Raw genomic sequence first — 20,457 nt, 5'->3', positions numbered from 1 at the left:
GGCGATTGGAGAGGGTCTTGGATATTCGCACCTGCGAGGTTGGCGTGGCTTCATCCCATGCATCCGATCCTTTCGAGGCCTTTGCCCAGATCAGCCGAACGATCGCGCCAGAACATCTGGCGGGGGCCGTGATGTTCTGTTCTCACCGCTATGACCGGGAAATGCTGGCGCGCGCCGCGCGCGGCTGGTCGATGGAACGGTTTCCGATGATCGGCTGCACCAGTTCGGGCGAGTTGACCGAGGCCGGTTATGACGAGGATTCGATCAGCCTGATCGCATTTCCGGCCGACAGCTTTCACATGGTCAGCCACCGCTTTGACGATCTGGCGCACTTTGATGCCGGCGCTGCGCGGGCGGCAGTGCGCGATCTGGTGGCGCGCGCGGAAGTGGGCAGCGAGCGCCTCTCAATCCAGTCCTTGGGCCGCAAGGTGAACCACGCCGCGCTGTTCCTGGTCGATGGCCTGTCGCACAGCGAGGAATTGCTGGCGATGACCGTGCAGGATGCCCTGGGCGAAATTCCGCTGGTGGGGGGATCATCGGGCGACGGGCTGATGTTCAAGGAAACCGGCATCTATTCCGATGGCATGTTTCATGCAGCCGGCGCGGTGGTGGCGATCGTGTCGACCACGCGGCCGCTGCACGTGTTCCGCCGCCAGCACTACAAGCCCGGCGCGGTCAAGATGGTGGTGACCGGAGCCGATGCCGGCGCCCGCCGCGTAACCGAAATCAACGCCGAGCCGGCGGCCGAGGAATACCTGCGCCTGGCCAGCACGGTCTATGGCGGGATCGACATGCGCAAGCCCGACATGGCGCTGTTTGCCGCCTGCCCGCCGATGGTACGCGCCGGGGGAGATTATCATGTGCGTGCGGTGCAGACCGCGCATGCCGACGGCAGCCTCACGTTCTATTGCGCGATCGACGAAGGCATCGTGCTGACCTTGGGCGAGCCGGTCGACCAGCTGGAAAGCCTGAATGCGACGATGGCGGAAATTCGCGAGGCGGTGGGCGAAATCGACCACATCATCGCGTTCGACTGCGTGCTCAACCGCATCAATGCCGAGCGGCGCCAGCTGGGCCGGCCGATTTCAGAAATCTATCGCCGCAACGGCGTGGTGGGCTTCAACACTTATGGCGAGCAGTTCCATGCGCTGCATGTCAACCAGACGTTCAGCGGGTTGGCGATCGGGCGATGACGGATAGCGCGCCTTTTACCACGGCTGCGCCAGAGGATGCCGCGCAGCATATCGCGCGGCTGGAAGGCGAGTTGCGCAAGCTGCGCAAGATCAACGCCACGCTGATCGACCGGGTGGAGCGATCGACCGACCTGTCGCATTCGGCCTTTTCGATGTTCGAGCGGGCGATCACGCTGGAGCAACTGGTGCGCGATCGCACCCGCGCGCTCGAACAGGCCATGGGCGAACTCGCCACGGTCAATGCCAAGCTGGCCCAGGCCCATGCCAATGCCGAAGCGGCCGAGACGCGGCTGCGCGATGCGATTGAGTCGATCAACGAGGGCTTTGCCCTGTTCGATGCCGAGGATCGCCTGGTCCTGTTCAACGAGGCCTATATGGGGTTCTGGCCCGAAGTGGCCGAACTGCTGCCGGAAAATCCCACGTTCCACGAGATTATCAGCCTGCTGGCACAGCAGCGCCGTCCGGCCGGCGCGCTGTCGGCGCCCGATCGCTGGGTGTCAGACCGGCTGGCGCGCCATGCCGTGGCATCGGGCGGGCATGTCCAGGCCCTGTCGGACGGACGCTGGATCCAGATCAACGAGCTGCGCACCAGCGAGGGCGGCATCGTTGGCATCTATACCGACATTACCGAGGCCAAGGCCGAGGATGCCCGCGCCCGCGCCCGTGATCTGGCCGAACAGAACCTGGCGTTGCAGGCCCTGCTCGACAATCTGGTGGAAGGCGTGTGCATGTTCGATGCCGGCCGCCGCCTGACGGCGTGGAACGGCGCCCTGCAACGCCTGCTGGGCCTGGCCGGCGACGCGAGCGCGGCGATCGGCAACCACGAAGACCTGGTGCGCTTCTGCGCCCAGACCCTTGCGATGGACGGGGCCGACGCACTGGCCTGGCGCACCGAGGCCGAGGGTACGGTGCGCAACCGCTTGGCCACGGTGGGCGATCGCATCTGGGAAGTGCGCACCACCGCTACGGCGCTGGGCGGCATGGTGGTGGGCTTTCTGGATGTGACAGAGCCGACCACCGCCCGGCAGATCCTGCAGAATACCGCCGAAACGCTGGAACGCCGCGTGGCCGAGCGCACCACCGAGCTGACCGCGCTCAACCGCCGCCTGGCATCCGAAGTGGCCGAGCGTCGCGCGATCGAGGCCCAACTGCTGGAAGCCAAGACCGCCGCGGAAATGGCCAACCGGTCAAAGACCAGCTTTCTTGCCGCCGCCAGCCACGACCTGCTCCAGCCGCTCAATGCGGCGCGGCTGTTTATCGCTGCGCTGACCGAGCGGCGGCTTGCCCTGCCCACCCGCGCGCTGGTCAACCAGGCCTCCACCTCGCTCAATTCGGTGGAAGACCTGCTGGAAACCCTGTTCGAAATCTCGCGTCTCGATGCCGGCGCCATCACCCCCAACCTCACCGATGTGAACCTGGCCGGCCTGCTCGGCACCTTGCAGACCGAATTTGCCCCGACCGCGCACGCGGCGGGCCTGACGTTTGCCGTGGAAGCCGCGCCTGTATGGGTGCGCAGCGACGCGCGCCTGCTGCGCCGCATCCTGCAGAACCTGGTGTCCAACGCCATCCGCTATACCGGCAGCGGGCACGTGCGCGTGACGACCGACAGCCCCACCCCGGAGCAGGTGCGGGTCAGCGTGGCCGATACCGGCCCGGGCATCCCCAAAGACCAGCAGGAGCGCATTTTCGAAGAGTTCCGCCGGCTCGACAACAGCCACCGCATTCCCGGCAAAGGGCTGGGCCTGGCGATCGTGCGCCGCGCCACGGCCATGCTGCAGCATCCGCTGGAATTGACCTCGGACGCGGGCGCTGGCGCGTGCTTTGCCATCACCGTGCCCTTGGGCGAAAGCCAGGCCGATACTGCTCCCACCACGGCCAAGCCGGTGCGCGATCGCGCCATCCAGGGCCGGCGCATCCTGGTGATCGACAACGAAACGCAGATCCAGCTGGGCATGGAAACGCTGTTGACCGGCTGGGGCTGCCAGGTCTTGGTTGCCGGCAGCGGGCCGGCCGCGATCGACCGGCTGGGCGCCGAAACGCCCGATGTGATCATTGCCGATTTTCACCTCGACCATGCCGAAACCGGCGACCAGGCCGTGCACGATGTGCGCGCCAGCCTGGGCCGCAGCGTGCCCGCGATTATCATTTCGGCCGATCGCAGCGAGGAACTGAAGGAACGTCTGGCCGGGCAGAAACTGCCGCTGTTGGGCAAGCCGGTAAAGCCGGCGCAGTTGCGCGCGCTGTTGCAGACAATGATGCACTGAAACGGGGTTGCGTGGCACCCTTCGACAGGCTCAGGACAGGCCCTTCGACAAGCTCAGGGCGAACGGAGGTTTCTGAATTACCTCTGAAATCCGTTCGGGCTGAGCTTGTCGAAGCCCCTGCGCGCGACCGTAGTTTCAGGCTTCGCACCGCCCCCAACCCCCTCCTCTAAAGAGGATGGGGCTTTTCAGATCAATGCCTTAACTCCCCCTCCTCTTCAGAGGAGGGGGTCGGGGGGGTGATGGAAATCCACGCATGCCGTCAATCGAAATGGACGCGGTTGGCCAGGATCACGGCCTGGGTGCGGCTGAACACGCCCAGCTTTTGCAGGATGGCCGACACGTGGGCCTTGACCGTGGTGAGCGAGACATCGAGATCGTGCGCGATCTGCTTGTTGAGCCGGCCATGCACGAGATGGTGCAGCACGACCTTTTGCTGCGGCGTGAGGCTGTCGATCCGCGTGCGGATCTGCGCTTCCTCGGCGCTGGCAGGCGTTTCTTCCAGACCGGTATCGGGGATGTAGATTTCGCCGGCCATGACCATGTGCAGCGCATTGACGATGCCATCGCGCTTCATCGACTTGGGCAGGAAACCCGCCGCGCCGGCCGAGAGCGCCTCTTGCACCAGGGCGCGGTCAAAGCTGCCCGAGACCATCAGCACCGGCACCATAGGAAATGCTTCGCGCAGTTGCACCAGGCCCGACAGGCGCGTGGCATCGGGCATGTTGAGATCGAGCAGGACCAGATCACAATCGCCATGGCTGGCGAGCACGGCGCAGGCTTCTTCGACACCTGCCGCTTCCAGGATGTCGCAATGCTCGAACGTAACGGCAAGCAGGCTGCGCAACCCGTCCCGCACCAGCGGGTGATCATCGACAACCAGGATGCGTTCGGGCGTGGCGTTGGCCATGGCGGCACTATCGGCCGGCCGCGCGGAAAAGCAAGAGGGGGAAGGCGCGGTCCGCACCCGCAAGGGTGTGCGGGACCCGCCGCCTTCCACAGCGGGCCCCACAACGGCCCGGGGCGCTGTTGCCAGCACCCCGGTGAAGGGCAAGGGGCGGGAAGCCCCCCAGCTTCCGCCCCGACCCATCATGACTTGGGCAGCTTGAACACCCAGAGCGCGCCGCCCTGGCTGATTTCCTTGAAGGTCTTGGCGACCTCGCCACCCCACAGCGGCACGGCGCCGCCCCAGCCCGACATCACGGCGACATACTGTTCGCCGTCCTGTTCCCAGGTGATCGGCGAACCAACCACGCCCGAGCCGGTGTTGAACTTCCACAACTCCTGGCCGGTCTTGGCGTCGAAGGCCTTGAGATAGCCTTCCGGCGTACCGGTAAAGACCAGGCCGCCAGCGGTGCTCATCACCCCGCCCCACAGCGGCGCCTTGTTCTTGTATTCCCACACAATCTTGCCGGTCTTGGGGTCCATCGCGCGCAGGGCGCCGATGTGATCTTCGGCAATCGGCTTGATCGTGAAGCTGGCGCCGAGATAGGCCGCGCCCTTCTTGTAGGCGATCGGCGTGTTCCAGATGTCCATGCCCCAATCGTTCGACGGGATGTAGAACAGGCCGGTCTGGTCGGAATAGGCCATCGGCATCCAGTTCTTGCCACCCAGGAACGAAGGGCTGGCGAACACGGTCTTGCCCTTGGCCTCGCTGCCGCCGGCCATGTCAGGCGCGCCGGGACGATTGTCGTCGATGTAGTTGGGACGGCCGGTCTTGGCGTTGAAGCCGTTGGCCCAGGTCGTCTGCATGACGAACTTGCTGGCGCTGATGAACTTGCCGTTGGTGCGATCGAGCACGAAGAAATAGCCGTTGCGATCGGCCTTGGCACCCAGCTTCATCGCCTTGCCGTTGACGGTGGCATCGAACGGAATGAATTCGTTGACCCCATCAAAGTCCCAGCCATCGTGCGGCGTGGTCTGATAGTGCCAGACGATCTGGCCGTTGTCGGGGTTAATCGCCAGCGTCGAGGCGGTGTAGAGGTTGTCACCCTGGCGCAGGTGGCTGTTCCACGGCGCCGGGTTGCCGGTGCCGAAGAAGATCAGGTTGGTTTCCGGGTCATAGGTGCCGCCAAGCCAGGTGGCGCCGCCGCCGGTCTTCCACAAGTCACCCGGCCAGGTGGCGTTGAGCTTGCCGGTCATGCCGTTGGGCTGGCCACGCAGAGTGCCCATGTGGCCTTCGATCACCGGGCGGCTCCACACCAGTTCGCCGGTGTTCACGTCGCGCGCCTCGACCACGCCGACCGCGCCGAATTCACCGCCCGATACCCCGGTGATGACCAGGCCCTTGACGATCAGCGGCGCGGCGGTCTGGCTGTAGCCGGCCTGGTAATCGGCCACAGTCTTGTTCCAGATGACCTTGCCGGTTTTGCGGTTGAGTGCCACGACGTGCGCATCCAGCGTGCCGAAGATGATCTTGTCGCCATAGATTGCCGCGCCGCGGTTGACCACGTCGCAGCAGGGCATGATGCCGTCGGGCAGGCGGGCATCGTATTCCCACTGCTTTTCACCGGTGCGCGCATCGAACGCAAAGACGCGCGAATAGGAGCCGGTCACATAGATCATGCCGTCATAGACGATCGGCTGCGATTCCTGGCCGCGCTGCTTTTCCCCGCCGAGCGAAGCGGCAAAGGCAGGCACCATCTTGGCGACGTTGGCGGTGTTGATCTGCGTGAGCGGGCTGAAGCGGTGCGCCTGCGGCCCCATGCCATAGGTCAGCACGTCACCCGTGGTGGTGGCATCGGCCATCAGGTCGGCATCGCCAGGGCCCGCAGCGGGCGCGCCATCGGCCAGCGCAGGAGCGGCCATGGCGATGGCCAGCACACAGGCTGCAGTCGCCTTGAAAAATCCCTTCATCATCACACCTCCGATTGATCGTGCAGCCTCTCGTGCGGGCTGATCACGTTGCGCTGATTATGGGGGGCGGATGGTGGTTTGCTGCGGCCGGTGCCCCCTGCCCCGCCCACCTGACATCTGGGAACCTATTCCATCGTGCGCGGGCTACAATTGGACCTTGGCACTAGGTTTGCTGCGCAACAATTGCCCCTCCACCACGCGCTGCGCGCGCGGTCCCCCTCCCCGCCGCTGCGCGCCAGGGAGGATCTCGTATCCTCCCCACATGGTGGGGAGGTGGCAGGCCGTAGGCCTGACGGAGGGGTGGGCCTCAACCCGCCAGCGGCGCCTGCCAGTTCACGCCATAGGGCTGGCACAGCGCGGCCAGGCGGCCGTCTTTCTGCATCTGGCCCACGATCTCTTCCAAGGCATCACCCAGCGTGCGGCTGGATTCCTTGACCGCCATGCCAACGTCCCAGCCGGGGCTGGTCATCATCGGCAAGGGCCCCTTGCGCCGGGCAAAGCCGCTGGCATGGCCTTTGAGTCCGTATTCGAGCTGAGCCGTGGTCGCCATGGCGGCATCAGCATCGCCCTTGACCAGGGCTGAAACCGCCGACACGCCATTGGGATAATGTGCCACATCCTTGGCGAGCGCGCCGCCAAATTGGCCCATCAGATAGTAATCGGGGATCGTGGCCACTTCCACAGCCAGCTTGTGCCCCTTGAACGAGACGGGAATACCTTCGCATTCCAGGCCCTTGCCGGTGGCGCAGGCCAGGCCGAAGCGTTCCCGCACATAAGGTGCGACGATCGCCACCTGGTCTTGCGCGGCAGCAAAGGCTGGATCGAACGGCACATGCAGCATCACATCGGCCGCCTGGAACCCCAGCAGCCCGCCACGCCACACCGCATTGCGCAGATCGTCTTCGACGCTTTCGCCGGCCGGGAAGATCGCCAGATCGGCTTTCACGCCGAGTGCTGCAGCCAGGGCGCGACCGAGATCGGCATCGATGCCCTTGATCTGGCCGCCCTCGTCCCACGACCATGGCGCGTTGTCCTGGTAGATCGCCACGCGCAGCATGCCGTTGGCCTTGACCTTGGCCAGAGGGGCTGCCTCCACCGCGCGGGGCAGGACGGCAGCAGCGGCAAGGCCAGCCAGCAGGGTGCGGCGCGTGACAGCCACCGGCTTATTCCTCGTGCACGGTTTCAAGCCAGGCGCGGATGGCCCAGCCGGCCTTCTGGCCCAGGATCTCGCCCATCGGCGGCATATAGACCTTGCCGTCGCGCACCGACCCATGGTGATAGCGCTGAACGAACCATTCATCGCCGGAATCGCCCAGTTCCAGGTAACGCAGATCGGGCGCGATACCGCCGGAAATGGCATCGATGCCGTGGCAGCGCGCGCAGTTCTGGGCATAGGCGTGATGGCCGATCTCGATCGCCTTGGCATTGCCGCGATAGGGATTGTGCTGCAACCAGGTGTCGTTGTTGGGCTGGATATCGGGCAGCGCCGTGGTATCGACGGGCTGCGGCGTCACATCGCCGTGGGCCAGGAGATGCGTGGCGCCGGCAAGGGTAAAAACCCCGGCTGCCGCGCAGAGCGCCAGTCGTCCGGTGAACTTCATCGCGTCATTCCCTTTCCCAGTTTTATGGTCTGGCACGAATCTTGGGCTTGGCAAGCTCCGTGACACTGCGGATGGTGATGAACCATGCAAGCCATGGGAGAAATTGACCTTTGGTCGAATGCCCAGGCGGGCAGGCGCCGCCTAAGGTGCGTATGACGGAAGAGGATCCTGCCCCATGCGTTTGACTGCTCGCGCGGCGCTCGCCGCTATTGCCGCCCTGCTGCCGCTCGCCACCGCGCAGGCGCAGACCGTCTATGTCAGCAACGAACGCGGCAATTCGATCAGCGTGATCGACGGCGCGAGTGGCAAGTCCCTTGCCACCTGGCCAGTGGGCGAACGCCCGCGCGGCATCACCCTGTCAAAGGACGGGCGCTTCGTGCTGGTCTGCGTCAGCAACGATAACGCGGTCAAAGTGATCGACCGACAGACCGGCAAGATCCTGCGCGAAATCGGCGCGGGACAGGATCCGGAACAGTTCTTCCTGAGCCAGGATGGCAAGACCGTGTTCGTGGCCAACGAAAACGATGCTGCCGTCAGCGCGATCGACCTCGCCAGCGGGCGCGTGGCGTTCCAGGTTTCGGTTGGCAAGGAGCCGGAAGGCATTGCGCAAAGCCCGGACGGCAAGTGGCTGGTCGTGACCTCGGAAGAAGACAACGCGGTCAGCTGGATCGACCTGGCCAGCCATGCGGTGGTGTCCACCATGGAAACCGAAAAGCGCCCGCGCCACGTGGAATTTACCGCCGATGGCAAGCAGCTGTGGATCGCGGCCGAAGTGGGCGGCGTGGTGCAGATCGCCGATCCGCAGACGCGCGCGATCACGGCCACGATCCACTTCGCGATTCCCGGCGTGGCCGATTACAAGATCATGCCCTGCGGCATCCGCTTCACCCCCGATGGCAAGACGGCCGTGGTCGCGCTCGGCCGGGCCGATCGTATCGCCTTGATCGATGTGGCGAGCCACACGGTCAAGACCACGATTCCGGTGGGCAAGCGCGTGTGGCACCTGGCGCTCAACGCCGATGGTACGCGGGCCTATACGGCCAACGGCCTGTCGAACGATGTTTCGGTGGTGGACCTGGTGGCGGGGCAGACCATTGCTACGGTGCCGGCAGGCGTGGCGCCCTGGGGGGCCGTGGTGGGGGATTGAAGGCCCTGCCTTTCCCGTCAACTGAAACAGAGATGGGGTTCGCGCAGAGGCGCTGAGGCGCAGAGATTCTATTTTCTCTGCGCCTCAGCGCCTCTGCGCGAAATTCTACCAGCCCCCTCCGCCAGCCCTGCGGGCTGGCACCTCCCCCACGGGCGTGGGGGAGGATTTTGTACCGCAAATACCGCAAACTTGCGTAGTTCCTTGGAACGAGAACCATAGTCCAATTTCGCTGCGGGCCGCCCCGGCGCATCGTTCTGCCTGCCCTTTGGGGCAAGAAAACGATGGCAGGGGATGGACCAATGAAGGCAAAAAAGGGGCTGGCGCGCGTTTTGCTCGCCGCGACAACCGCGCTTGGGATGACGTTGGGCGCCGCGCCCGCCATGGCCGGCACATCGGCCGCGCTGCTCAAGCGACTGCATGAGAAGGGCATCCTCTCTGACGAGGAATACCAGCAGCTGCTGCGCGAAGACGAAGCCGAAAATGCCGCGCCGGCACCTGCTGCGGCACCGGTAGCCGCCGCTGCCGCACCTGACAGCGACCGCTTCGTGCGCCGCACCGCCAGCGGCGTCGGCCTGGAAGTGGGCGATGTAACGCTCAGCTTCTCGGGCTCGGTCAACGGCTTTTACGTGCACGACAATCCGCAGTCGCCCTCGGCCCACACGGCAGTGGCCGGTGGCATCGCCAATGTCGGCGGCAACAGCACCTCTTCGGTGCGCAACGGCCTGCTGCCGGGCTTCCTCAAGGTGGAAGCCACCACGCACCAGGGCGGCTGGGATGTGGGCGCGCACTTTGGCATGTATCCGGGCATCAACAGCGCTGCATGGGGCACGCTGGGCGCCAACAACGGCGGCCAGCCCACCGCGCTCGCCACCTCGGGCATCGATTTCCGCCAGACCTATCTCACGTTTGGCCGCGCCGGCTTTGGCGAAATCAAGATCGGCCGCGATATCGGCCTGTTCGGCTCTGACGCCATTCTCAACGATATAACGCTGCTCTCGTCCGGCGCGCCCGGTGGCAACGTGGCGCCCGCCAACACCACGCTGGGCCGTATCGGATCGGGCTATATCTACACCGATTTCCAGCCGCAGATTACCTATACCACGCCCGGCTTCTCGGGCTTCAAGGCGGCATTTGGCGTGTTCCAGCCGTTGAGCTCGCTCACCGGCCCGGCCGAACAGAACGGCAGCCCCGGCTTCCAGGCCAAGCTGACCTATGATGGCAAGCTGGGCCCCGTGGGCGCGCACCTGTGGCTATCGGGCATTACGCAAAAGCACGATACCGTGGCCAGCGCCTATAGCTACACCGGCAAGGGACTCGACGTGGGCGCCAAGCTGACGGTCGGCCCGGTTACGGCGGTGGGCTATTACTACACCGCGCAGGGCCTGGGCACCACGGTGCTCAACCTGCTCGACAGCGATGGTCTGGGCCATGCCCGCGACAGCCACGGCTTCTATGCGCAGGCCCTGGCCACGTTCGGCAAAGTCTCGGTCGGCGGCAGCTATGGCGAAAGCCGGCTCGACTTTGCCAACGCGGTCGACGCTGCCACCACGCCCACGCTGGTCAAGAAGAACAGCAGCTATGTCGGCCAGGTCCGCTATGGCCTGACCAGCTGGGTCACCCTGATCGGCGAATATGTCTCGGCCAAGGCCCAGGCCCACAATGGCAACAGCGCCAAGTCCGACACCGTAGCCCTGGGCGGCATCCTCTTCTTCTGATCGGCCTTTACCCGGTACCGATCATCACCGCCCCGGCGCTTGCTCTCCAGGCGCCGGGACATTGGCCGGACAGCCCAGTTCCCCGGGCCTGTCCGGCCTTTTTTGTGCCCGTCCCTTTTTCCGCCCCGCTTTTCTTCTGACGATGCGCACGAAAAAGGCCGGGTAGCAGCTTGCTACCCGGCCCGGTCCGGTTGCGACCCGGAAAGGCGACGTTTACTTGAGGCTGGTGAGATAGCCGACCAGTTCAGCCCGCTTGGCCGGGTCCTTGAGGCCCGGGAACGACATCATCGTGCCCGGCACCAGCGCGCGGGGGTTTTCGATCCACTTGTCGAGCGTGGCGGCGTTCCACGTCAGGCCCGATTTCTTGAGGCCGTCGGAATAGCGGAAGTTGGCCGCGTGCGTGCCGGCTTTCTTGCCGACCACGCCATAGAGGTTGGGCCCGATCTTGTTGGGGCCGCCCTTGGTGTTGTCATGGCATATGGCGCAGCGGGCCCAGCTGGCCGGGGCCGGCGGCGGGGCGGCATGGGCGCTGCCAGCGATCAGGAACGCGGCAGCAAGTGCCGGGGCAATCAGGCGTTTCGACATAACTCCTCCACTCCACAGTCTGTTTGCACCAGCCCTGCCATGATGCCGGCCATGCCGATATTGGACTATTGGCCGAGCGCGCCGCCGTTTCCACAAGCCCCCTTTAGTTGGTTGGTTAATTGACAAGGGTGCCGCAAGGCTGGCAGATTGCCCGGCAAACATGCCAAGAGGATTGCCTGCCGCCATGATCAAGACCCGCTTTACCGAACTGTTCGGCGTGGAACACCCGATCGCCCAGGGCGGCATGCAATGGGTGGGCACGGCCGAACTGGTAGCTGCGGTGGCCAATGCCGGCGCGCTGGGCTTTCTCACCGCGTTGACCCAACCCACGCCCGAAGCGCTGGTCAAGGAAATCGCGCGCTGCCGCACGATGACCGACAAACCCTTTGGCGTGAACCTGACGATCCTGCCGGCGATCACCCCGCCGCCCTATGCCGAATATCGCCAGGCAATCATCGAAAGCGGGATCACTGCGGTGGAAACCGCCGGCTATCGCCCCGATGAACACGTCGCCGCATTCAAGGCGGCCGGGGTCAAGGTGATCCACAAGTGCACGGCGGTGCGCCACGCGCTTTCGGCAGAGCGCATGGGCGTGGACGCCATTTCGATCGACGGCTTCGAATGCGCCGGCCACCCTGGCGAGGACGACGTGCCTGGCCTGATCCTGATTCCCGCCACGGCCGACAAGGTGAAGATTCCGATCATTGCCTCGGGCGGGTTTGGCGATGGGCGCGGCCTCGCCGCTGCGCTGGCCCTGGGCGCCGAAGGCATCAACATGGGCACGCGGTTCTGCGCCACGCAGGAAGCGCCGATCCACGACGGCATCAAGCAGGCGATCGTGGCCAACGACGAACGCGCCACTGCCCTTCTGTTCCGCAGCTATCGCAACACCGCACGCGTGGCACGCAACAGCGTGGCCGAAGAAGCCGTGCGGATCGAGCGCGAGGGCAAGCCGTTCGAGGCGATTGCGCATCTGGTAAAGGGCGCGCGCGGGCGCGAGGGGCTGATCTCGGGCGATCCCGAACACGGCATCTGGACGGCGGGCATGGTCCAGGGCCTGATCCACGATGTGCCGACCGTGGCAGAACTGGTGGACCGCATCATGAGTGACGCCAAGGCGATCATCACCGCGCGCCTGGCCGGCATGCTGGCCGATTGAACCGGCAGGCGAATCGTCTGAGCGGCGTGGGCCGGGCTGTTCGCGATGAAATGCAGCCCGGCACCGCTACAAAACCGCCGGTATTACTTGGCAGGCGCCAAGTAGTTTGCCAGGCGTGGCACCGACATTGACAAATCGCTGTTCCTTTGCCATATGCTGCTTTGCTAACGTCGCCTGCGACGGATTTTGAAGCTCACGCCTGGCGCCAAGCGCGTCATTCATACGGGCAAGCCGATCCTTCCTTTCTCTCGCTACAAGCTCCGCCAGCGCTGTTGCTGGCGGGATCCCCTGTTTCGTGAAAAGGAAACACCCATGCTGACCGGCACCGTAAAGTTCTTCAATACCGACAAGGGCTATGGCTTCATCGCCCCCGATGGCGGCGGCGCAGACAGCTTCGTCCACATCAGCGCCGTTGAGCGCTCGGGCATGGCCACGCTGTCCAAGGACCAGCGCGTCCGCTTCGAACTGGAAACCGATCGCCGCGGCAAGGAAGCAGCGGTCAACCTTCAGTCGGTTTAAGCCCATGGCCAAAGAGGATCTCCTGACCCTTGAAGGCCAAATCGACGAGATCCTTCCAGATGGACGCTTCGGCGTCCTTCTGGAAAACGATCACCGGATCATCGCCTACACCGCGGGCAAGATGCGCAAATTCCGCATCCGCTCGATCGTCGGCGACCGGGTCCGGGTCGAGATGACCCCCTACGACCTTACCAAGGGTCGTATCGTCTATCGTGAAAAGATTGCAGGCGGCCCGGCCGCCATGCGCAAACGGCGGTAGACGCCCAACAATTATAAAAGGCGCCAAACAGGCGCCCGGGACTATCATGAATACGCAATATACGTTCTCTACTTCCAATCTGCATACCACCTACCCCCTGCCCTCTCCGCGCGGCGCCCAGCGCCCGCAACCTGCCCCTTGTGGGTTGAGCCGGCAGCAACTGCGCGACATCGTCGCCCAGATGGTAGGCTGAACGCCAAACCGGCAACCTCGCCCGAAGGAAAAGACCATGTCCGAAGTACAGGACTTCTACCTCAGGCAGGTTGCCCTCAGCGCCAAGGCTGCCAGCGACAGCGGCCTGGCCAACCAGCGCGACAAATACCTGCGCTCCCAGGCCGCCTGGCAAGCCCTGGCCGACCGCGCTGGCAAGACCGCCGCGGCCAAGGCCGCCAATGACGCCCAAAAGCTGGCTGATGCCCCGCTCGACCTTGAGCAGGCGCCTACGGATTTCCCGATCTGAACTGTGCGCCGGTCGGCCTGCGACAAAGGCCGATCATCCTCCGAGCGATCCTCGCCCGCATCTCCACATTTTCCGACGCAACCGAAATGGTGAGCCCTGCTGGGTTCGAACCAGCGACCTACTGATTAAAAGTCAGTTGCTCTACCGACTGAGCTAAGGGCCCCCGAGGCGCGGCTTGGCGCTTGGTTGGTGCGCTCACCTAGGGGCGGGGCGGCGGCGGGTCAAGCGGGAAGCCAGGTGTTTTGTCGCCAAACCTGTGAGTGGGTCGCGCCAATCGCGGGCGACGTGCAGCGCCGGGCCGATCACGAACGGGCGCTGGCGGAATGCGGGGTGGGGAATGACCAGGTTGGCGTGAATATCGGCCAGGGCGCCGCCCGACCACAGCACGATATCGAGATCAAGCGTGCGCGCCCGCCAGGGAGCGCCACGCCGCACGCGGCCGAAGCGGTGTTCGAGGCTTTGCAACCGGGCCAGTAGCTGCGCCGGATCGAGCCGGGTGGCGATCACCGCGCAGGCATTGGCATAGCGCCGCCGCGACGGGCCGAGCGGTGCGCTGGCGATGATCGGCGAGAAAGCCTGCAGCGCCAACCCCGCATCATCGAGCGCGCGCGCCGCCGCGCGCAGCACCTGCGCCGGGGCACCGTGGCGCGGGTGGCGCACGTTGGAGCCCAGGGCGATCAGATAGCGGTGCGGCGCGGTGGCGGGCATGCCCGATCAGATATCCTGCGACAGGCGGGTATAAAGCTGTGGGCGGCGATCGCGGAAGAAGCCCATGCCGGCGCGGTGCCGCGCGGCGGCATCAAGATCGAGCGTGGCGGCCAGCACGCCGGTTTCCGCCGCACCATATTCCGCCAGGAAATCGCCCCATTCGTTGGCGATGAAGCTGTGCCCGTAGAACGCCTGGTCGTTTTCCTCCACGCCGATGCGGTTTGCAGCGACCACCGGCATGCAGTTGGATGCGGCATGGCCGAGCATGGCGCGGCGCCACACGCGGCTGGTGTCGAGCTCGGCGTCATAGGGCTCGCTACCGATCGCGGTGGGATAGAACAGCACCTGCGCGCCCATCAGCGCCATGGCGCGCGCGCATTCGGGATACCATTGGTCCCAGCACACACCCACGCCGATGCGCGTGCCGAACACGTCCCACACCTTGAACCCGGTGTTGCCGGGGCGGAAATAGTACTTTTCCTCATAACCCGGGCCATCGGGAATGTGGCTCTTGCGATAGGTGCCCATGATTTCGCCATCGGCGCCGATCATCGCCAGGGTATTGTAGTAGTGTGGCCCTTCCCGCTCGAAAAAGCTGGTGGGGATGGCAATGCCCAGGCCCTTGGCCAGCTTCTGCATCGCCTTGACCGACGGGTCCTGGTCGAGCGGATGGGCCAGGGCAAAGCGCGCCTCGTCCTCGGTCACGCAGAAATAGGGGCCGGCAAACAGCTCGGGCGGCAGCACCACCTGCGCGCCTTGCGCGGCAGCCTGTTCCACCAGGGCGGAAACGGCGGCGATATTGTCTGCCGCGTCGGGCGAGTTGAGCGCAAGCTGGAGCGCGGCCACGGAAAGCTGGGTCATGGCCGTGCATCTATGCCCTCGGGCGTGTCAATTCAACGACAGCGGGGTACCCCAGCGGGCAATTCGCGCGCCAGAGGATGACAGGCGCCCTGCCCGTTCCTATCTGGGCGGCAAATCTTGCAGAAAGGGTTCCCCCGCAATGGCGACGTCCTCCGCCACCCCCTCCGCCGCCAACCAGGCCATTCTGGCCGGTGGCTGCTTCTGGTGCACCGAAGCGGTGTTCCGCGATGTTATCGGCGTTTCCAACGTGGAAAGCGGCTATATCGGCGGCGTAACCGAAAATCCCACCTACAAGCAGGTGTGCAGCGGCACGACCGGCCATGCCGAAGCGATTCGCGTGACGTTCGATCCCGCCGTGATCGACTACAGCCAGCTGCTCGACATCTTCTTTGCCACCCACGATCCGACGCAGCTCAACCGCCAGGGCAACGACGTGGGCACGCAGTACCGCTCGGCGTTGTTTCCGCTTGATGCCGCGCAGGAAGAGGAAGCCAAGGCCGGGATCGCCCGCGCGCAGGCCGAGCGCGATGCGCCGATCGTCACCAGCATCGAGCCGGTCGCCCCGTGGTATCCGGCCGAGGATTACCATCAGGAGTATTGGGAAGGCGAAGGCCAGCGCAATCCCTATTGCCTGGCGGTGATCCCGCCCAAGCTGATGAAACTGCGCAAGAGCTTTGCTGCGAAGGTGAAAGGGTAATCGCGTAGGGTGGAGGAAGGTTTCCACCACCCCCAACCCCCTCCTCTGAAGAGGAGGGGGCTAGTTTTTAGCGGGTTACTGGGCGTCGAGGCCGTAGGCGGTGTGCAGGATGCGCACGGCCAGTTCCACCTCGTCGGCATCGATCAGCACCGAAACCTTGATTTCGCTGGTCGAGATAGCCTGGATATTGATGCCGCGATCGGCCAGCGACTTGAACATCGTGCTGGCGACGCCGGCGTGGCTGCGCATGCCCACGCCGACCACCGAAACCTTAGCCACCTTGCTGTCGGCGATCAGGCGATACCAGCCGATCTGGTCCTTGCGCTCTTCCAGCAGGGCCTGGGTGCGGGCAAGGTCGGCCTGCGGGCAGGTGAAAGTCACATCCGTCTCGCCCTTGTCCTTGGCGATGTTCTGGATGATCATGTCGACGTTGATGTTGGCTTCGGCCAGCGGGGCAAAGATCGAGGCGACGGCGCCGGGGCGATCCGCGATCCGCGTGAGAGTGACCTTGGCCTCGTTCTTGTCGGCGGCGATGCCGGTGATCAGCTGGCGTTCCATTTCGTACCCTTCCAGTTCCTCGTCCGCGACGATCATCGTGCCGGGGATGGTGTCGGCGGCCGGCGCATCGTCGTCGATGAAGGATGACAACACCTGCACCCGCACGTTCTCCTTCATCGCAAGCGAGACGGAGCGGGTTTGCAGGACCTTGGAACCGACCGAGGCCAGTTCCAGCATTTCTTCGTACGTCACGGCCTTGAGCTTGCGCGCCTTGGCCACGATGCGCGGGTCGGTGGTATAGACCCCGTCCACGTCGGTATAGATATCGCAGCGGTCGGCGCCGATCGCGGCGGCCACGGCCACGGCAGAGGTATCCGATCCGCCACGGCCCAGCGTGGTGATGCGGTTGCTCTCGGTCAGCCCCTGGAAGCCGGGGATCACGGCGATTTCGCCCGCGCCCATGCTGGCCAGCAGTTCGGCCGAATCGATGCCTTCGATGCGCGCCTTGGAGAAAGCATCGTCGGTGCGCACCGGCAATTGCCAGCCCAGCCACGAGCGCGCCTTGCAGCCCAGCGCCTGGAGATGCATGGCCAGAAGGCCCGAGGTCACCTGCTCGCCGCTGGCCACCACCACATCGTATTCCGCCGGATCATAGAGCGCGCTGGCTTCGCGGCAGAAGTTGACCAGGCGATCGGTTTCCCCGGCCATGGCCGAAACCACCACCGCCACTTCATGGCCGGCGGCCTGCTGGCGCTGCACGATCCGCGCGACGCGGCGGATTCGCTCGGTTCCGGCCATCGAGGTGCCGCCGAATTTCATCACGATCCGGGCCAACGCTTGTGCTCCTGTCCACCTGCCAAAAGAAAGAATCTTGCCCGCATAGCCCATGGACCATGCGAAAGCGGCGCTTTAGGGAGGTGGCATGAGCAATGCAACATCCTTGAACGCGCAGACCATCCGCCCGGAAGAAGCCGCCCATTTCGGCAAGTTGGCGGCCGACTGGTGGGATCCGAAGGGCCAATCGGCCATGCTCCATCGCCTCAATCCCGTGCGCCTGGCCTTCATCCGCGCCGCGATCGATACGCATTTCGGCGCCGATCCCCGCGCCTTGCGCCCCCTGGCGGGCAAGCGCGCGCTCGATGTGGGCTGTGGCGCGGGCCTCTTGGCAGAGCCGCTGTGCCGCATGGGCGCGGATGTCACCGCAGTGGATGCAGCGGCGGAAAACATCGCGGCCGCGCGCGCCCATGCCGAGGGAGCCGGCCTGGCGATCGACTATCGCCATGGCGAACTGGCGGACCTTGGCCTGGCCGGGTTCGACCTCGTCACCTCGATGGAAGTGATCGAGCATGTGGCCGACAAGCCCGCCTTCGTGGCGGCGCTGGCAGCAACGCTGAGCCAAGGCGGGTTGATGGTGCTGTCCACCCCCAACCGCACCCCCGCCTCGCGCCTGTTGATGATCGAGGCGGCCGAGCGCCTGGGCATGGTACCGCGCGGCACGCACCACTGGGACGATTTCATCACCCCGCTGGAACTGCACGACCTGCTCGACGCCGCCGGCCTCAAGATGGGCAACCCGCAAGGCATCGCCTGGAACCCGGCCAAGGGCCTGCACCTGTCAGACGATCTGGCGCTCAACTATATCGTCACGGTCACGCCGGCCTGAGTCACATAGGGCTCAGCGCAGCTTCCCATTCGGCCTGCTTGAAGCCCACAAGCAGGCCGCCGGGATGCTCCACGATCGGCCGCTTGATCAGCGAGGGCTGCGCCACCATCAGGGCCACGGCCTTGGCGGTGGTAAGGTCGGCCTTGTCTTCCTCGGGCAGCTTGCGGAACGTGGTGCCGGCCTTGTTGAGCACCTTGTCCAGCCCGGCCTGCGCCACCCAGCGCGCCACCTGGCCTGCATCGGCGCCCTGCTTCTTGTAATCGTGGAAGGTGTAGGCCAGCCCCTGCCCATCAAGCCAGGTGCGCGCCTTTTTCACGGTGTCGCAGTTGGGGATGCCATAGACGGTCAGGCTCATGCCTTGGTCCTCTCGAAATGGTGGATGCGGCTGGGGGTGCCGGCGAACAGGGTATAGCTTTCGTAGTAATCAGACCGGCCGCGACCTTGCACCTGCGCGTGATCGGCCTGGGTGCGCCAGGCACGTGCCGCCGCTTCACTGTCCCATTCCGACAGGGCGATCACTTCGCCATCGTCGGCGACATAGGATTTGAAGCTGCGGAAGCCGGGCTGGCGACGCGCCAGGTCTTCCATCGCCTGGGCATCGGCGGCGTAAGCGGCGGCATCGATGCCGGCATGCTTGCGGTTGCGGAAGACGACGAGGTACATGGGCCAAGCGCCTTAGTGCGCCGCGCGGCCATCGACCAGTGGACATTTCCCGCGCCATAAGACAGAGCCGGGCGCCATGAGCATCAATTCCTTCGGACACCTGTTCCGCTTCACCACCTGGGGGGAAAGCCATGGGCCGGCGCTGGGCGCCGTGGTGGATGGCTGCCCGCCGGGGGTGGCGATCGATGAAGGGATGATCCAGCCCTATCTGGACGCGCGCCGTCCGGGCCAGTCGCGCTTTACCACCCAGCGCAACGAGCCCGACCAGGTGAAGATCCTGTCGGGCGTGTTCGAAGGGCGCACCACCGGCACCCCGATCAGCCTGATGATCGAGAACACCGACCAGCGCTCCAAGGACTATTCCGAGGTAGCCAAGGCCTATCGCCCCGGCCATGCCGACTATGCCTATGACGCCAAGTATGGCTTTCGCGACTATCGCGGCGGCGGGCGATCGTCCGCGCGCGAAACTGCGGCGCGCGTGGCGGCGGGCGGCGTGGCGCGGCTGGTGATCCCGGAAGTGACGATCCTGGCCTGGGTGAGCGCGATCGGTGGCGATGCCATCGACATGGCCCATTTCGATGCCGCGCAGATCGGCCAGAACCCGTTCTTCTGCCCCGATGCCCAGGCCGCCGCGCGCTGGGAAGCCCTGGTGGACAAGGCGCGCAAGGCCGGCTCTTCGCTGGGCGCGGTGGTGGAATGCGTGGCCACGGGCGTGCCCGCCGGCTGGGGCGCGCCGCTCTATGCCAAGCTGGACGCCGAACTCGCCCATGCGATGATGGGCATCAACGCGGTCAAAGGCGTAGAAATCGGCGATGGCTTTGCTGCGGCCGCCAATACCGGCGAAGGCAATGCCGATCCGATGCGCCCGCGCAGCGATGGCGGCAACCCCACCCGCGTGACTGGCCCGGAATTCCTGGCCAACCATGCCGGCGGCATTGCCGGGGGCATTTCCACCGGCCAGCCGGTGACAGTGCGCGTGGCGTTCAAGCCAACGTCCTCGATCCTAACCCCCATGCCCACGATCACCCGCGACGGCGAGGCGACCGACCTGTTCACCAAGGGCCGTCACGACCCGTGCGTGGGCATTCGCGGCGTGCCGGTGGTAGAAGCGATGATGGCGCTGGTTCTGGCCGACCAGAAGCTGCTGCATCGCGGCCAGTGTGGCTGAACGGGTCCAGGCGAAGTCTGTACGCTCCCGATACGATCCATTCAGACTGGGAACATCCTGAAAGGCGCAGACGTTTTTTCCTACGTTGAGGACCTAACGCAGGAAGAACACGATGCTAGCCAAACTGACCAAGATCGCTGGCGTGGCCCTGGCCGCCGCGCTGCTTACCCCCGCTGCCGCGCAGGCGCATCCGCAAGGTTGGGAGCACAGCCACCGCGGAGATCACCGCGGCTGGGACAATCGGGGCTGGAACAACCGCGGCTGGGACCATCGCGGTGATCGTCGCGGCTGGGAAAGCCGTCGCTGGGAACACCGCCGGTGGGAGCGCCATGGCTATGCCCGCGATTGCCGCATCGTGTGGCGCCACCACGAACGCGTGCGCATCTGCCGCTAAGCGCGGATCGCAAACCTGACCACATTCAGGCGGGCGGCGTGTACCGACAC

At 65.2% G+C, this 20,457-nt stretch carries 21 protein-coding genes, 1 tRNA gene and 1 pseudogene; 12 read left to right on the top strand and 11 right to left on the bottom strand.

Annotated elements, in window-relative coordinates; translation table 11 throughout:
• Positions 1–17: 17 nt before the first annotated feature.
• Both SCA01S_RS20165 and SCA01S_RS20160 read left to right on the top strand, forming a co-directional pair.
• Positions 18–1,193, top strand: a complete 1,176-nt coding sequence (locus tag SCA01S_RS20165) for an FIST N-terminal domain-containing protein (RefSeq protein ID WP_062788516.1) — start codon at positions 18–20, stop codon at positions 1,191–1,193.
• Complete coding sequence (locus tag SCA01S_RS20160; RefSeq protein WP_084391153.1) at positions 1,190–3,457, top strand: hybrid sensor histidine kinase/response regulator; 2,268 nt, start codon at positions 1,190–1,192, stop codon at positions 3,455–3,457. Before SCA01S_RS20165 ends, SCA01S_RS20160 begins: the two co-directional genes overlap by 4 nt.
• Before the next feature lie 259 nt (positions 3,458–3,716).
• Here the strand turns inward: SCA01S_RS20160 and SCA01S_RS20155 are convergent, their stop codons facing one another.
• From SCA01S_RS20155 to pedF, 4 genes are all read right to left on the bottom strand, one after another.
• Positions 3,717–4,364, bottom strand: coding sequence for a response regulator (locus SCA01S_RS20155; protein ID WP_084391152.1), 648 nt, complete (start codon positions 4,362–4,364; stop codon positions 3,717–3,719).
• Positions 4,365–4,543: 179 nt separating this feature from the next.
• Positions 4,544–6,310, bottom strand: a complete 1,767-nt coding sequence (locus tag SCA01S_RS20150) for a methanol/ethanol family PQQ-dependent dehydrogenase (RefSeq protein ID WP_028657938.1) — start codon at positions 6,308–6,310, stop codon at positions 4,544–4,546.
• Positions 6,311–6,617: 307 nt separating this feature from the next.
• On the bottom strand, positions 6,618–7,469 hold the full coding sequence (locus tag SCA01S_RS20145; protein ID WP_062788513.1) for a substrate-binding periplasmic protein: 852 nt from the start codon (positions 7,467–7,469) through the stop codon (positions 6,618–6,620).
• 4 nt (positions 7,470–7,473) lie between these two features.
• A complete protein-coding gene (pedF, locus tag SCA01S_RS20140; protein ID WP_022676627.1) occupies positions 7,474–7,911 on the bottom strand; it encodes a cytochrome c-550 PedF in 438 nt (145 codons plus the stop codon).
• Positions 7,912–8,077: 166 nt separating this feature from the next.
• Here pedF and SCA01S_RS20135 point away from each other — a divergent pair.
• Together SCA01S_RS20135 and SCA01S_RS20130 are read left to right on the top strand one after the other, a co-directional pair.
• A pseudogene (locus SCA01S_RS20135) lies at positions 8,078–9,058 on the top strand (PQQ-dependent catabolism-associated beta-propeller protein); the annotation flags it as partial.
• A gap of 299 nt (positions 9,059–9,357) precedes the next feature.
• Positions 9,358–10,773: a porin gene (locus tag SCA01S_RS20130; RefSeq protein ID WP_174544817.1), complete on the top strand. Its 1,416-nt coding sequence runs from the start codon at positions 9,358–9,360 to the stop codon at positions 10,771–10,773.
• Between the two features lie 213 nt (positions 10,774–10,986).
• Here SCA01S_RS20130 and SCA01S_RS20125 read toward each other — a convergent pair whose 3' ends face one another.
• Positions 10,987–11,358, bottom strand: coding sequence for a c-type cytochrome (locus tag SCA01S_RS20125; RefSeq protein ID WP_054130819.1), 372 nt, complete (start codon positions 11,356–11,358; stop codon positions 10,987–10,989).
• Positions 11,359–11,542: 184 nt separating this feature from the next.
• Here SCA01S_RS20125 and SCA01S_RS20120 point away from each other — a divergent pair, with 184 nt between their 5' ends.
• From SCA01S_RS20120 to SCA01S_RS20105, 4 genes are all read left to right on the top strand, one after another.
• Positions 11,543–12,517 (top strand): NAD(P)H-dependent flavin oxidoreductase, encoded by a 975-nt coding sequence (locus tag SCA01S_RS20120; protein WP_062788509.1) that lies wholly within the window; start codon positions 11,543–11,545, stop codon positions 12,515–12,517.
• A gap of 312 nt (positions 12,518–12,829) precedes the next feature.
• Positions 12,830–13,036: a cold-shock protein gene (locus SCA01S_RS20115; protein ID WP_028657943.1), complete on the top strand. Its 207-nt coding sequence runs from the start codon at positions 12,830–12,832 to the stop codon at positions 13,034–13,036.
• A gap of 4 nt (positions 13,037–13,040) precedes the next feature.
• Positions 13,041–13,295 (top strand): translation initiation factor IF-1, encoded by a 255-nt coding sequence (gene infA / locus SCA01S_RS20110; protein WP_022676633.1) that lies wholly within the window; start codon positions 13,041–13,043, stop codon positions 13,293–13,295.
• Positions 13,296–13,524: 229 nt separating this feature from the next.
• Positions 13,525–13,755, top strand: coding sequence for a hypothetical protein (locus tag SCA01S_RS20105; protein WP_022676634.1), 231 nt, complete (start codon positions 13,525–13,527; stop codon positions 13,753–13,755).
• A gap of 87 nt (positions 13,756–13,842) precedes the next feature.
• Here SCA01S_RS20105 and SCA01S_RS20100 read toward each other — a convergent pair.
• From SCA01S_RS20100 to aguB, 3 genes are all read right to left on the bottom strand, one after another.
• Positions 13,843–13,918: transfer RNA gene (locus tag SCA01S_RS20100), tRNA-Lys, on the bottom strand.
• Positions 13,919–13,950: 32 nt separating this feature from the next.
• Complete coding sequence (folK, locus tag SCA01S_RS20095) at positions 13,951–14,463, bottom strand: 2-amino-4-hydroxy-6-hydroxymethyldihydropteridine diphosphokinase (protein ID WP_022676635.1); 513 nt, start codon at positions 14,461–14,463, stop codon at positions 13,951–13,953.
• 6 nt (positions 14,464–14,469) lie between these two features.
• Positions 14,470–15,324, bottom strand: a complete 855-nt coding sequence (gene aguB / locus SCA01S_RS20090; RefSeq protein ID WP_022676636.1) for an N-carbamoylputrescine amidase — start codon at positions 15,322–15,324, stop codon at positions 14,470–14,472.
• Positions 15,325–15,463: 139 nt separating this feature from the next.
• Between aguB and msrA the strand changes: the two genes are divergently transcribed.
• Positions 15,464–16,021, top strand: coding sequence for a peptide-methionine (S)-S-oxide reductase MsrA (gene msrA / locus SCA01S_RS20085; protein ID WP_022676637.1), 558 nt, complete (start codon positions 15,464–15,466; stop codon positions 16,019–16,021).
• 75 nt (positions 16,022–16,096) lie between these two features.
• On the opposite strand, the gene SCA01S_RS20080 is transcribed toward msrA, so the two are convergent.
• Complete coding sequence (locus tag SCA01S_RS20080) at positions 16,097–17,353, bottom strand: aspartate kinase (RefSeq protein WP_028657945.1); 1,257 nt, start codon at positions 17,351–17,353, stop codon at positions 16,097–16,099.
• An 88-nt stretch (positions 17,354–17,441) separates the two neighbouring features.
• Between SCA01S_RS20080 and ubiG the strand changes: the two genes are divergently transcribed.
• Complete coding sequence (gene ubiG, locus SCA01S_RS20075; RefSeq protein WP_022676639.1) at positions 17,442–18,182, top strand: bifunctional 2-polyprenyl-6-hydroxyphenol methylase/3-demethylubiquinol 3-O-methyltransferase UbiG; 741 nt, start codon at positions 17,442–17,444, stop codon at positions 18,180–18,182.
• A 1-nt stretch (position 18,183) separates the two neighbouring features.
• On the opposite strand, the gene SCA01S_RS20070 is transcribed toward ubiG, so the two are convergent.
• Positions 18,184–18,537 carry an arsenate reductase gene (locus SCA01S_RS20070; RefSeq protein ID WP_022676640.1) on the bottom strand — a complete coding sequence of 118 codons (354 nt, stop codon included), beginning with the start codon at positions 18,535–18,537 and terminating at the stop codon, positions 18,184–18,186.
• Positions 18,534–18,845 (bottom strand): antibiotic biosynthesis monooxygenase family protein, encoded by a 312-nt coding sequence (locus tag SCA01S_RS20065; RefSeq protein ID WP_054130825.1) that lies wholly within the window; start codon positions 18,843–18,845, stop codon positions 18,534–18,536. The genes SCA01S_RS20070 and SCA01S_RS20065 overlap by 4 nt, the downstream gene beginning before the upstream one ends.
• Positions 18,846–18,921: 76 nt before the next feature.
• On the opposite strand from SCA01S_RS20065, the gene aroC reads away from it, so the two are divergent.
• Positions 18,922–20,013 carry a chorismate synthase gene (gene aroC / locus SCA01S_RS20060; RefSeq protein WP_062788507.1) on the top strand — a complete coding sequence of 364 codons (1,092 nt, stop codon included), beginning with the start codon at positions 18,922–18,924 and terminating at the stop codon, positions 20,011–20,013.
• Positions 20,014–20,125: 112 nt separating this feature from the next.
• Entirely contained in the window at positions 20,126–20,407 is a 282-nt protein-coding gene (locus tag SCA01S_RS20055; RefSeq protein WP_054130826.1) for a hypothetical protein, read from the top strand.
• Positions 20,408–20,457: the final 50 nt, after the last annotated feature.

Source organism: Novosphingobium capsulatum NBRC 12533, from assembly GCF_001598375.1.
Lineage (GTDB): Bacteria > Pseudomonadota > Alphaproteobacteria > Sphingomonadales > Sphingomonadaceae > Novosphingobium > Novosphingobium capsulatum.
The sequence above is the reverse complement of the archived record's forward strand: the minus strand, read 5'-3'. Positions and strand labels throughout refer to the sequence as shown.